The 12,044-nt window shown below is 73.9% G+C and carries 11 protein-coding genes; 3 read left to right on the plus strand and 8 right to left on the minus strand.

The features are described from left to right. Positions 1–132: 132 nt before the first annotated feature. The 5 genes from ACIA8F_RS11260 to miaA all read right to left on the minus strand — a co-directional run bounded on the left by ACIA8F_RS11260 (position 133) and on the right by miaA (position 6,463). Positions 133–1,581, minus strand: coding sequence for a M1 family metallopeptidase (locus ACIA8F_RS11260; protein WP_399378031.1), 1,449 nt, complete (start codon positions 1,579–1,581; stop codon positions 133–135). Between the two features lie 134 nt (positions 1,582–1,715). Continuing rightward, positions 1,716–3,806 (minus strand): RelA/SpoT family protein, encoded by a 2,091-nt coding sequence (locus ACIA8F_RS11265; protein ID WP_399378032.1) that lies wholly within the window; start codon positions 3,804–3,806, stop codon positions 1,716–1,718. A gap of 140 nt (positions 3,807–3,946) precedes the next feature. After that, entirely contained in the window at positions 3,947–4,822 is an 876-nt protein-coding gene (dapF, locus tag ACIA8F_RS11270) for a diaminopimelate epimerase (RefSeq protein ID WP_399378033.1), read from the minus strand. 48 nt (positions 4,823–4,870) lie between these two features. Next, a complete protein-coding gene (locus ACIA8F_RS11275; protein WP_399378082.1) occupies positions 4,871–5,392 on the minus strand; it encodes a hypothetical protein in 522 nt (173 codons plus the stop codon). A gap of 132 nt (positions 5,393–5,524) precedes the next feature. Next, entirely contained in the window at positions 5,525–6,463 is a 939-nt protein-coding gene (miaA, locus tag ACIA8F_RS11280; RefSeq protein WP_399378035.1) for a tRNA (adenosine(37)-N6)-dimethylallyltransferase MiaA, read from the minus strand. A 173-nt stretch (positions 6,464–6,636) separates the two neighbouring features. Between miaA and ACIA8F_RS11285 the strand changes: the two genes are divergently transcribed. Continuing rightward, positions 6,637–6,855, plus strand: a complete 219-nt coding sequence (locus ACIA8F_RS11285) for a gliding motility protein (RefSeq protein ID WP_399378036.1) — start codon at positions 6,637–6,639, stop codon at positions 6,853–6,855. Between the two features lie 22 nt (positions 6,856–6,877). Further along, entirely contained in the window at positions 6,878–7,123 is a 246-nt protein-coding gene (locus ACIA8F_RS11290; protein ID WP_399378037.1) for an antitoxin, read from the plus strand. Between the two features lie 96 nt (positions 7,124–7,219). Here the strand turns inward: ACIA8F_RS11290 and ACIA8F_RS11295 are convergent, their stop codons facing one another. Both ACIA8F_RS11295 and miaB read right to left on the minus strand, forming a co-directional pair. Then, the gene (locus tag ACIA8F_RS11295; RefSeq protein WP_399378039.1) at positions 7,220–7,933 is read right to left on the minus strand and encodes a hypothetical protein; all 714 of its coding nucleotides are present in this window, start codon (positions 7,931–7,933) and stop codon (positions 7,220–7,222) included. A gap of 261 nt (positions 7,934–8,194) precedes the next feature. Further along, the gene (miaB, locus tag ACIA8F_RS11300; RefSeq protein WP_399378040.1) at positions 8,195–9,706 is read right to left on the minus strand and encodes a tRNA (N6-isopentenyl adenosine(37)-C2)-methylthiotransferase MiaB; all 1,512 of its coding nucleotides are present in this window, start codon (positions 9,704–9,706) and stop codon (positions 8,195–8,197) included. A 112-nt stretch (positions 9,707–9,818) separates the two neighbouring features. On the opposite strand from miaB, the gene ACIA8F_RS11305 reads away from it, so the two are divergent. Next, a complete protein-coding gene (locus ACIA8F_RS11305) occupies positions 9,819–10,814 on the plus strand; it encodes a TAXI family TRAP transporter solute-binding subunit (protein WP_399378041.1) in 996 nt (331 codons plus the stop codon). 9 nt (positions 10,815–10,823) lie between these two features. Here ACIA8F_RS11305 and ACIA8F_RS11310 read toward each other — a convergent pair whose 3' ends face one another. Next, positions 10,824–11,741: an ROK family protein gene (locus tag ACIA8F_RS11310; protein WP_399378084.1), complete on the minus strand. Its 918-nt coding sequence runs from the start codon at positions 11,739–11,741 to the stop codon at positions 10,824–10,826. Positions 11,742–12,044: the final 303 nt, after the last annotated feature.

The following is a 12,044-nucleotide window of genomic DNA, read 5'->3' on the forward strand; positions in this document are numbered from 1 at the left end:
GCGCGTGACATAACACTGTCACGTCCAACGCGTGACACTCCCCTGGGATTCCCCTGACTTCGGAGATCCCCCGGTGACGCCCGGCGCCGGCGCAACGGCCTCGTCGATGGTGGCATGCCCGTTCCACGGGCGTCACACGCTTTTCGGGGCGCTCCACTCCGGGTGCCCGGGCATGGCGGGGGTCTTCTTCCCGTACAGCCACGGCTCCAGGAACGGCCCCAGGTCCCGCCCCGCCTCCTGCGAGGCCAGCCGTACGAAGTCCGCCGTGCCGGCGATCGCGTCCCGGTGCTCCCCCACCCAGCGCCGCTCCACCCGGTCGAAGGCCTTGACCCCGATCTCCTGCCGCAGCGCGTACAGGATCAGCGCGGCCCCGTCGTAGACCGCCGGCCGGAACAGCCCGATCTTCTCGCCCGGGGCGGCCGGCTTGGGTGCGGCCGGGGGGCCGCCGGCCGCGCGCCACTGGTCGGAGCGCTGGTACGCCTCGCGCATGCGCCGCTCCAGGGAGTACTTCCCGAGGTCGTCCGCGTACAGGGCTTCGTACCAGGTGGCGTGCCCCTCGTTGAGCCACAGGTCGGACCAGGTGCGCGGGCTCACGCTGTCGCCGAACCACTGGTGGGCCAGCTCGTGGACCATGACGGACTCGACGTACCACTCGGGGTATCCGCCGCCGCCCGCGAACAGGGCGCTCTCGAACAGCGAGAGGGTCTGCGTCTCCAGCTCGAAGCCGGTACGGGCCTTCGCGATCAGCACCCCGTAGTTCTCGAAGGGGTAGTGGCCGACCCGCGCCTCCATCCACGCGACGTGCCCGGCGGTCTTCTTCAGCCAGGGCTCCAGCCGCTCCCGGTCCGCCGCGGGGACCACGTCGCGCAGCGGCAGTCCGTGCGGGCCGGTGCGGTGGATCACGGCCGAGTCGCCGATCGAGACCTGGGCGAGCTCGGTGGCCATCGGGTGCAGCGTCCGGTACGTCCACGTGGTGGCGGCGCCCGCGCGGCCGGCCGGCAGTGCGCCCGGCACCCCGTTGGCCACGGCCGTCATCCCGGCCGGGGCGCTCACCCGGAAGGTGAAGTAGGCCTTGTCGGCGGGGTGGTCGTTGCACGGGAAGACCCGGTGGGCGGCATCGGCCTGGTTCGCCATGGCCAGCCCGTCGTCGGTGACCACCCAGCCGCCGTCGCCGCGGCCGCGCGGGTCGCTCGTGTGCCGGACGGTGATGTGGAGCGGCAGGTCCGGCTCCACGGGCCGGGCGGGGGTCAGCACGAGGTCCTCGCCGACGCTCGCGAAGGCGGCCGGTTCCCCGTTGACCTCGGCGGAGGCCACCTTCCCGTGGGTGAAGTCGAGGTTGACGGTGTCGAGCCGGGTGAGGCTGCGGGCGTCGATGACGGTGACCGCGTCGAGGGGGGTCTTGTTGTCCTTGTAGCTGAAGGACAGGTCGTACGAGAGCACGTCGTACCCGGGGTTCCCGAGCTCGGGGAACAGCACGTCGCCGATGCCTAGCGCCCGGGGCGGGGGCACGACGGCGGCGACGAGGGTGAGGGAGGCCGCGGCCAGCAGGGCGGCGCGCAGGCGCGGGGAGGTGAGCTGCATCCCCCACCGCTTATCAGCGCCCGGCACGCGCCCGCGAACGGCGCGCGACGGGGCCACCCGAAAGGGGGTAGGGCGGGCCGGTTTCCCCGGGGAAGCGGGGGCGCGGAGGCGGGCCCCGGTCCCCCGGGGAGGTCCTACGCCCGGCTGACGTCGTAGACGCCCGGCACGTCCCGCATGGCCCGCATCAGGGCCGGCAGGCCCGTCGCATCGGGCAGCTGCAGGGTGTAGCTGTGCCGGACCCGCTGTTCGACGGGCGGCTCCACGGTCGCGGAGACCACCTCGACCCCCTCGCGGGCGATGGCCTCGGTCAGATCGGCCAGCAGGTGCGGGCGGCCGAACGATTCGGCGAGCAGGGTGACCCGGCAGTCCGCGGTCGCCCGCCAGTGCACGGCGACGGGGGTGCGCCCCACCGCCCGCATCTGGGCCACGGTCGCGCAGTGCACCCGGTGCACGGTGACGGCCCCGCCCCGTACGACGAACCCCTCGACGGCGTCCGGCGGTACCGGGGTGCAGCATCCCGCGAGCCGCACGGTGGCGTCCGGCAGGTCGGCGACGGCGTTGCCCCCGCCGCTGCGCAGGCCGATCACCGACAGCGGCGCCCTGGGCGCGGCGTCGGCGGGCCGGGCCCCGTCGGGGTGGGCCTCCAGCCAGCTGCTGACGGCGATCCGGGCGGCCGGGGTCTTGGCGTGGTCCAGCCAGTCGGCGGTGGGCCCCGAGGAGGCGTCGTGCGCGAGCAGGAGCTGGACGGTGTCCCCGTCGGCGAGCCGGGAGGACAGGGAGGTCAGGCGCCCGTTGACCCGGGCGCCGATACAGCCGTGGGCCGCCTCGCCGTACTGCGCGTAGGCGGCGTCGATACAGCTGGCGCCGGCCGGCAGGCCCAGCGTGCCCCCGTCGGCCCGGAACACGGTGATCTCGCGGTCCTGGGCCAGCTCCGAGCGCAGGACGTTCCAGAAGGTGTCGGGGTCGGGCGCCGACTGCTGCCAGTCGAGCAGCCGCGAGAGCCAGCCGGGCCGGGTCGGGTCGACCCGCTCCTCCTCGCAGTCGGCCGCGGCGATCTGGTCTGCCGCGGGCGGGCCCGTGTACGGATTGCCGAGGGCCACCACGCCCGCCTCGGCGACCCGGTGCATCTGCCGGGTCCGGACGATGACCTCGGCGACGTACCCCTCGGGGGTCGCGAAGGCGGTGTGCAGGGACTGGTAAAGGTTGAACTTCGGGGAGGCGATGAAGTCCTTGAACTCGGAGATGACCGGGGTGAAGCAGGTGTGCAGCTCCCCCAGCACGGCGTAGCAGTCCGCGTTCTCCCCGACGAGGACCAGCAGGCGGCCGAAGTCGGAGCCGCGCAGCTCCCCGCGCTTGAGGGAGATGCGGTGCACGGAGACGAAGTGCCGGGGCCGCACCACCACCTCGGCGGCGATGCCCGCCTCGCGCAGGACGGCCCGTACCGAGTCGGCGATGGCGGGCAGCGGGTCGCGCTCGCCCGCGTGGGCCGCGATGAGGGCGCGGGTGTGCTCGTACTCCTCGGGGTGCAGGATCGCGAAGACGAGGTCTTCCAGCTCGGTCTTCAGGGCCTGCACGCCGAGCCGTTCGGCGAGCGGGATGAGCACGTCGCGGGTGACCTTGGCGATGCGGGCCTGTTTCTCGGGCCGCATCACCCCGAGGGTGCGCATGTTGTGCAGCCGGTCGGCGAGCTTGATGGACATGACGCGGACGTCGTTGCCGGTGGCGACGAGCATCTTGCGGAAGGTCTCGGGCTCGGCCGCGGCGCCGTAGTCGATCTTCTCGACCTTGGTGACTCCGTCGACGATGAAGCAGACCTCGTCGCCGAACTCCTCGCGGACCTGATCGAGGGTCACGTCCGTGTCCTCGACGGTGTCGTGCAGGAGCGAGGCCGTCAGGGTCGTCGTTTCGGCGCCCAGTTCGGCCAGGATGAGCGTGACCGCGAGCGGATGTGTGATGTACGGCTCACCGCTCTTGCGCATCTGACCGCGGTGCGAGGTCTCCGCGAGGAGGTACGCACGGCGCAGGACCGACAGGTCCGCGTCGGGGTGATGGGCGCGGTGCGCTTCGGCGACATGGCCGATCGCGTCCGGCAGCCGGTCGCGGGGCGTGGGCCCGAGCAGCGCAGCGCGTCCGAGTCGTCGCAGGTCAAGCCTGGTCCGGCCGCGTCTGCGAAGTTCGGGGAGCGCTTCGGGACGTGCTTCGGGGTTCGTGGCCTCTGCACTCATGGGCACCTCCGACGGCTTCGACCGGCGGTGGTGGGCATGGGGTGCGCCCGCAGGGCCGGTGCCTGATGCTACCGACCCCACCACGTGGCGCAGTCCACCTCTCGCTCAGCGTGAAACGGATCACCCATTAGAGGGAAGCTTCAGACGAAAGCCGTTTCGGTGAGCCAGGCGGGATCGAACTCGCCCTCGGCCACGATCACGGCGGGTCCGGTCATCTCGATCCGCCCGTCGGGGTGCTCGGTGATGACCAGCGTGCCGCCCGGCAGATCGACGGTGTACGTGGCGGGCGCGCCGGTGACGGCCGGGTCCGCGCCGTCCCGGCGGATGGCGGCCACGGCGACCGCGCAGGCGCCGGTGCCGCAGGAGCGGGTCTCGCCGGAACCGCGCTCGTGGACGCGCATGGCGACGTGACGGGGGCCGCGGTCGACGACGAACTCGACGTTGACGCCCGTCGGGTAGGCGGAGGCCGGGTGGAACGGGGGCGCGTCCAGCAGGTTCCCGGCGTCGTCCAGGCTGTCGACGAAGGCCACCGCGTGCGGGTTGCCCATGTTGACGTTGCGCGCGGGCCAGGAGCGGTCGCCCACGGAGACGGTGACCTCGCCCTCGGGCAGTTCGGCGCGGCCCATGGAGACGGTCACGTCGCCGGTCTTGTCGAGGTGCACCCGCTTGACCCCGCCGCGCGTGGCGACGGCCAGGTCGCCCGGCTCCACGTGCCCGGCGTGCTGGAGGTAGCGGGCGAAGACGCGGACGCCATTGCCGCACATCTCGGCGACGGAGCCGTCGCTGTTGCGGTAGTCCATGAACCACTCGGCCTCGCCGGCCAGGTGCGCCGCCTCGGGGTGCGCGGCGGAGCGCACGACGTGCAGCACGCCGTCCGCGCCGATCCCGGCCCGCCGGTCGCACAGCCGCGCGACGGCGGAGGCCGGCAGCTCGATGGCGTTGTCCGGGTCCGGGACGATCACGAAGTCGTTCTCGGTGCCGTGGCCCTTGAGGAAGGAAAGGCTGGTCTGCGTCACCCGCCCATGGTACCGAGCCGGCGACGGACGGAGCCGGGCCGCCCAGCACTAGCGGAGCCGGGCCACCCGGTACACCGCGAGCGCCACGACACCCAGGGCGACCAGCGCGTACAGCAGGGCGAGGCGCCAGTCGGGGCGCTGCCCCGAGCCGCGGGCCGGAAGGCCCGGCAGGGCGTAGCCCACGCGGCGCGCGGCCATCATGCCCCAGCCGCCCGCGCAGCAGCTGATGAGGAATCCGAGCATGGCGACGACCGCTCCACCGTCGCCGAACTCGAAGGCGAGCGGGAAGGCGAACATCAGGGATCCGGCCGCGGCCAGCATGACGATGGGGGCGATCTGCCACAGCCTCAGCCTGCGCTGCGGGCGCAGTTCCACCTCGAACGCGGGGGCGGCGGCGGCCTCCGCCTCGGCGGTGTCCGGCGCGTCCGGGCCGTCGGGGGTCAGCCGCGCGGGATCCGCGGGCAGTCCCAGTCCGAGACCGGCGTCGGCGTCCGCGAGTGCCTGGTGAAGCGTCGGGTCCGTTTCCCGTCGGGTGTCGTCCCGACCGGTGTCACGAGGGCCGGCCTCCATCGCCACGCGCCCTCCCCACTTGGACTTCGTACGCCGCCGTTCACCGCCGGTGACGGCACCGTCGGAAGTTTGATGATGGCACGCCGTCAGGCCCCGGACGGGCGTGCGGGGCGTCCCGATGCCATCACGTGATCAGGCTGTGACCGCTCGTTCGACCAACGACTGCGCGAGTCCGGCGAGTTCCGCGCGGTCCTCGGCCGCCCCGCTGAGCCAGTGCACCCTCGGGTCGCGGCGGAACCAGGAGTCCTGGCGGCGGGCGAACCGCTTGGTGGCGCGGACCGTCTCGGCGCGCGCCTCCTCCTGCGTGCACTCCCCGGCGAGGGCGGCCAGCACCTGCTGGTAGCCGAGCGCCCTGGAGGCGGTGACTCCGCCCCGCAGGCCCGCGGCCTCCAGCGTGCGGACCTCGTCCACCAGCCCGTCCTCCCACATCCGGTCAACGCGCAGCGCGATCCGCTCGTCGAGCTCGGGCCGGGCCACGTCCACGCCGATCTGGACCGTGTCGTAGACGGACTCGTGGCCGGGCAGGTTGGCGGTGAACGGGCGCCCGGTGATCTCGATGACCTCCAGGGCGCGCACGATGCGGCGGCCGTTGCTGGGCAGGATGGCCTGCGCGGCGGCCGGGTCGGCGGCCGCGAGGCGGGCGTGCAGGGCGCCGGGGCCGCGCAGCGTGACCTCGGCCTCCAGGCGGGCCCGGACCTCGGGGTCGGTGCCGGGGAACTCCATGGCGTCGAGCGCGCCGCGCACGTAGAGGCCGGAACCGCCGACGAGGACCGGCGTACGGCCCTGGGCGAGCAGCTTGTCGATCTCGGCGCGGGCGAGGCGCTGGTACTCGGCGACGCTCGCCGTCTCGGTGACGTCCCAGATGTCGAGGAGGCGGTGCGGGACCCCTCCGCGCTCCTCGGTCGTCAGTTTGGCGGTACCGATGTCCATCCCCCGGTACAGCTGCATCGAGTCGGCGTTGACGACTTCGCCGTCGAAATGACGGGCCAGGGCTACGCCCAGATCGGACTTTCCGGCCGCGGTGGGTCCTACGACGGCGATGACCCGCGGGGCGGGGGCTGCTTTCCTCACCGCACCAGTCTCGCAGCCCCACGTCAAGGCGCTGCCATGTACCCGATCGAGCGACGTGACGCGACCGGCCCGGGGTCGTTGCCCTGGCGGGGTTCCGGCGGGCGCGCGCCTGCCGTACGGCGGCCCGCCCACGGCGGAACTTCACTCACACGAGTAACGTTATAGGAGTAGACATGGGCATTTTGGACCGGCTTCTCGGCCGCAAGACCCCGGAGACGACCGAAGAGGCCGTTTCCGCGGATCCGACGGTGGAGTCCGCGACGGCCGACGAGGCCGGGACCGAGCAGGCTGTGGCGGAGGAGAGCGCGGCGGTGGAAGCCGTCGGGATCCCGAAGCAGCAGTCGGCGGAGGCCACCGCGGACACCGAGGCCGCAGAGGGTGCCCGCACGTAGCCTCGCTATTGGAAGGTGACCCATGGGCCTGCTGGACAATCTGAAGGCCAAGCTCGCGCCCGCCAAGGACAAGGTCGGCGACCTCGCCGCACAGCACGAGGGCAAGATCAGCCAGAATCTGGAGAAGGTGGCCAAGGCCGTCGACTCCAAGACCAAGGGCAAGTACAGCGGCCAGATCTCCACCGGCGCGGACAAGGCCAAGGACGCCCTGGGCAAGATCGCGCACAAGGACGCGCCCGGCGGGCCGACGCCGCCGGCCGCTTCCTGACGCGGTCCCGGGACCCCGGACCCCCGGCATGACGGAAGGGGCGCGGCACCACTCGGTGCCGCGCCCCTTCTGCGTGCGGTCCGGCCGCCGCTCCGGCTACGACCAGGCGGCGACGAAGTACCCGACCCCGTACGGGGCGTCCTCGTACAGCAGCCGCCCGTCCAGCCCCGCACCCTCGGCGGCGCCCGCGAGCACCTGCCAGGGGGCCCGTCCGGCCGCCTGGAGCTCGGCGGCGAGTTCCGCGTCGAGGGCGGCCAGGGCGGGCAGGTCGGCGGCGCCGAGCGCGCGGGCGGCCTCGGCGTCGAAGGCGGCGGCGCGTTCGTCCAGGTAGCCCGGGGCCTTGAGGGAGCGGCAGGCGCTGCCGTCACCCATGACGAGCAGGGCGACCCGGTCCTCGCGCGCGGCGAGCTGCCGGCCGGCCTCCAGGCACCGCTCGGTGTCCAGCGGCCCGGCGACCCCGAAACCCTCCAGGGGCGCGGCGCCCCAGCCCGCCCGGCCGAGCAGCCAGGCGCCGACGGCGAGCGGGGCCGGCAGCAGCCGCGGCCCCTCCTCGCCCTCGCCCAGCCGTACGTCGGCCCCGGCCCCGGCGCCGAATCCGCGGAAGGTGCCGCGGGCGCCCTGGGGGTAGGCGCCGTGGTGGTCGGGATCGCAGGCTCCGACGACGACGAGCAGATCGGGCCGGGAGGCGGCGAGCACGGACAGCGCGTCGGAACACGCGGTCCGGGCGGGGCCGAGTTCGGCGGCGGCTCCCGCGGCGAGCTCCGGGAGGAGCATCGGCGGGGCGGGGCAGACGGCGGCGGCTACGAGCATGATCCGCAGCCTAGTCGCCTAGCCTCCGGCGCGTGCCTCGATCGGTCGTCGAGCCCTGCGGGGCCGTCCCCTGCCCGCCCTTGGATCCAGCCTCGCCGGCATGTGAGGCGCGGGGTCTGGGGCGCGGGGTCTGGGGCGGAGCCCCAGGAAGGGTCCGGGCGCAGCCCGGGGAACGGTGGAAGGGCGGGTAGGGGACCTCGCCCCGCAGGGCCGACCCGGCCGCACCCGCCCACCGGACCCCGCGCCGGGCCGGCCGTGGCGTCAGGAGGGGCTGGCGCAGCCCGATGCGGCGGCCGGGAGGGGGGCCGGGACGCCCAGGGTCGGGATGCCGAGGAGGACGCCCTTCGGCTGCGCCGGTGCCGCGTTGCGCTTCTCCCAGGCATCGCCCGCACGGGTACGGCGTACCGCCCCCGTCGGCCCCTCCGCGAGGAGGTGGTGGGGGGCCGCGTAGGTGATCTCGACCGTCACCACGTCGCCCGGGCGGACCTCTTCGTCCGGCTTCGTGAAGTGGACCAGGCGGTTGTCGGGGGCCCGCCCGGACAGCCGGTGCGTGGCTCCGTCCTTGCGGCCCTCGCCCTCGGCGACCATGACCTCCAGGGTCCGGCCGACCTGCTTCTTGTTCTCGTCCCAGGAGATCTCCTCCTGGAGGGCGACCAGGCGCATGTACCGCTCCTGGACGACCTCCTTGGGGATCTGCCCCTCCATGTCGGCGGCCGGGGTCCCGGGGCGCTTGGAGTACTGGAAGGTGAAGGCGTTCGCGAAGCGCGCCTCGCGGACCGCGTGCATGGTCTGCTGGAAGTCCTCCTCGGTCTCGCCGGGGAAGCCCACGATGATGTCGGTGGAGATCGCGGCGTGCGGGATGGAGGCGCGGACCTTCTCGATGATGCCGAGGAAGCGGTCCTGGCGGTACGAGCGGCGCATGGCGCGCAGGATCGTGTCCGAACCGGACTGCATCGGCATGTGCAGCTGCGGCATGACGTTGGGGGTCTCGGCCATCGCCGCGATCACGTCGTCGGTGAAGTCGCGCGGGTGCGGGGAGGTGAAGCGGACCCGCTCCAGGCCCTCGATGGCGCCGCAGGCGCGCAGCAGCTTGGAGAAGGCCTCGCGGTCGCCCAGGTCAGAGCCGTAGGCGTTGACGTTCTGGCCGAGCAGGGTGATCTCGGAGACACCCTCGGCGACGAGCGCCTCGACCTCGGCGAGGATGTCGCCGGGGCGGCGGTCCTCCTCCTTGCCGCGCAGCGCCGGGACGATGCAGAAGGTGCAGGTGTTGTTGCAGCCGACGGAGATCGAGACCCAGGCGGCGTACGCGGACTCGCGCCGGGTCGGGAGCGTGGAGGGGAAGGCCTCCAGCGATTCGGCGATCTCGATCTGCGCCTCTTCCTGGATGCGCGCGCGCTCCAGCAGGACGGGCAGCTTGCCGATGTTGTGCGTGCCGAAGACCACGTCGACCCAGGGGGCGCGGTCCACGATCGTGTCGCGGTCCTTCTGGGCGAGGCAGCCGCCGACGGCGATCTGCATGCCGGGGCGCTTGGTCTTCATGGGCGCGAGCCGGCCGAGGTTGCCGTAGAGCTTGTTGTCGGCGTTCTCGCGGACGGCGCACGTGTTGAACACGACGACGTCGGCGTCACCGTCGGAGCCCTGGGGCGCGCGGACGTACCCGGCGTCCTCCAGCAGGCCGGACAGCCGCTCGGAGTCGTGCACGTTCATCTGACAGCCGTACGTCCGGACCTCGTACGTTTTCACAACAGTCGCCTCGCCGCTCTCGGTACTCACCCAGCAAGGGTACGGGTCGGGCGTGGCGGCCCGGTCCGGGTGCGGGCCGGAGCGGGTCCGCGGGGCCGGGCGGGCCGTGACAGGAGGGCTGGTCGGTGGCAGGATCGCGGCCATGCCTCTCGTACCGCCCCGGATCAGCAGGCGCCGTGCCCTGCGGGCCCTGGTGGCCGTCGTGGCGGTGCTCTGTGCCCTCGTCTGGTGGCTGCGGCCCTTCGGCCGGCCGGAGCTCACGGGCGGGATCACCTTCAGCACCGGTGTCCAGAAGGGGGTCTACCACCGCTACGGCCAGCTGCTGGAGCAGGCGCTCGCCAAGGACGTGCCCGGGTTGCGGGTCCGGCTGGAGACCAGCGAGGGCTCGCAGCAGAACCTGCAGCGGGTGGCCGCGGGCGAGGCGGACTTCACGGTGGCGACGGCCGACGCGGTGGCCAAGTACCAGGTCGACCGGAAGCCCGGGGCGGAACGGCTGCGCGGCCTGGCCCGGCTCTACGACGACTACGTCCAGCTCGTGGTGCCCGCCGGTTCGCCCGTGCAGTCCACCCGGGACCTGCGGGGCAAGCGGGTCGCCGTCGGCCAGGAGGGCTCGGGGGTACGGCTGATCTCGGAGCGGATGCTCACGGCGGCGGGGCTGGACCCGGTGCGCGACATCACCCCGGTGGCCATCGGCATCGACACGGTGCCGACGGAGCTGGAGGCCGGCCGGATCGATGCCTTCTTCTGGTCGGGCGGGCTGCCCACCACGGCCGTGAAGGAGCTCTCGGAGCGGTTCGAGATCCGGCTCGTGCAGCTCGGCGACCTGGTGGAGGCGCTCCAGGCCAGCGGCAGCCCCGCGCGGTACTACCGGGCGGCCGTGATGCCCCCGGACGCCTACGACCGCGCCCGCAGCAACACGGCCGTGTCCACCGTCGCGGTGCCGAACCTGCTGGTGACCCGGGACGACGCGGGCGCCGAGCTGACCGAGCAGTTCACGCGCACGGTGATCGACAGCCGGGACACGATCGGGGGCGAGGTGCACGCCGCCCAGCTCGTGGACCTGCGGACGGCGATCTACACCGATCCCCTGCAGCTGCACGAGGGCGCGGCCCGCTACTACCGCTCCGTCAAGCCCTGAGCCGACCCCTCACGACCGCAGCAGCATCGTCGCCGCGGCGGCGGCCCCGATCAGGCCCGCGTGGGTGCCCAGCGTCGCCGGGACGACCTGGAGGTCCTGCACGAAGGACAGGGTTGCGTACGAGGCCAGGTGCGCGCGGACCGGCCCGAAGAGGGTGTCCCCGCAGGCGGCGACGCCGCCCCCGATGACGGCGATGTCGGTCTCGACGAGGGTGGCGGTGGCCGCGATGGCTGCGGCCAGGGCCCGCCCCGCGCGGTCGAAGGCGGCCAGGGCGACGGGGTCGCCCGCGGCGGCGGCCACGGCCACCCCGGCCGCGCTGGCGTCCCCGGCCGGGACCCACCCCTGGGCCAGGGCCCAGGCCGCGATCGCGGTGCCGGAGGCGAGGGACTCCACGCAGCCGCGGCCTCCGCACGCGCAGGGCTCCCCGTCGAAGGCGACGCTGATGTGGCCGATGTGTCCGGCGTTCCCGGTGGGGCCGGCGTGCAGCTGGTTGTTCAGGACGAGTCCGCCGCCGACGCCGGTGGAGACCACCATGCAGAGGGCGTTGGCGTGCCCGCGGGCGGCGCCCAGCCAGTGCTCGGCGGCCGTCATGGCCACCCCGTCGCCGGCCAGCACCGTCGGGATCCGTGCGCCGTGCCGGGCGAGCTCGGCCTCGACCCGGGCCTGGACGGGGAAGCCCCGCCAGGCGCCGATGTTGACCGGGCTGACCGTGCCGCGCGCGGTGTCCACCGGGCCCGCGCTGCCGATCCCGCACCGGACGGCGGAGTCCCACAGCGGGGACCGCGCGAGCTCCGCGACGACCTCGGCGACGGCCGCGAACACGGTGTCGCCGTCGGCTCCGTGCGGGGTGGGGCGGCGGGTGGTGGCCGTCATGGCGCCGTCGGAGTCCACCAGCGCTCCGGCGACCTTCGTACCGCCGATGTCGATCGCGACCGTCGGGCCGGCGTCGGCCGGCGCACCGGCGCGGGGGGCGGGGAATGCGGAGGTGGGGGTGGGAGTGGTCACGGGGGCGCTCCAGGAAGGGGTCGGTTTCAGTATGCGGCCGGTGGCGGCGCCGCACTCTCGCGGGGCTCCAGCCGCGCCCGGGACGGGGCCTCATCCCTCGCTGACGTGGCCGGCAATGGCCGGACCGCAGCCAATCCTGCCCTGGCAGACCGCCTCGACCACGATCCGGTCCTCCCCGCCGGGGGCGCCGAGCGGCGGTCGCAGCTCGAGGACGGCTTCGGTCCC

The organism is Streptomyces sp. NPDC051563 (assembly GCF_044454225.1).
In the GTDB taxonomy this organism is placed as follows: domain Bacteria; phylum Actinomycetota; class Actinomycetes; order Streptomycetales; family Streptomycetaceae; genus Streptomyces.

Coding starts and splice junctions, on each gene's coding strand:
- ACIA8F_RS11260 (WP_399378031.1), bottom strand. CDS start 1,581: ATGCAGCTCACCTCCCCGCGCCTGCGCGCCGCCCTGCTGGCCGCGGCC.
- ACIA8F_RS11265 (WP_399378032.1), bottom strand. CDS start 3,806: ATGAGTGCAGAGGCCACGAACCCCGAAGCACGTCCCGAAGCGCTCCCC.
- ACIA8F_RS11275 (WP_399378082.1), bottom strand. CDS start 5,392: ATGGAGGCCGGCCCTCGTGACACCGGTCGGGACGACACCCGACGGGAA.
- ACIA8F_RS11285 (WP_399378036.1), top strand. CDS start 6,637: ATGGGCATTTTGGACCGGCTTCTCGGCCGCAAGACCCCGGAGACGACC.
- ACIA8F_RS11290 (WP_399378037.1), top strand. CDS start 6,878: ATGGGCCTGCTGGACAATCTGAAGGCCAAGCTCGCGCCCGCCAAGGAC.
- ACIA8F_RS11295 (WP_399378039.1), bottom strand. CDS start 7,933: ATGCTCGTAGCCGCCGCCGTCTGCCCCGCCCCGCCGATGCTCCTCCCG.
- ACIA8F_RS11305 (WP_399378041.1), top strand. CDS start 9,819: ATGCCTCTCGTACCGCCCCGGATCAGCAGGCGCCGTGCCCTGCGGGCC.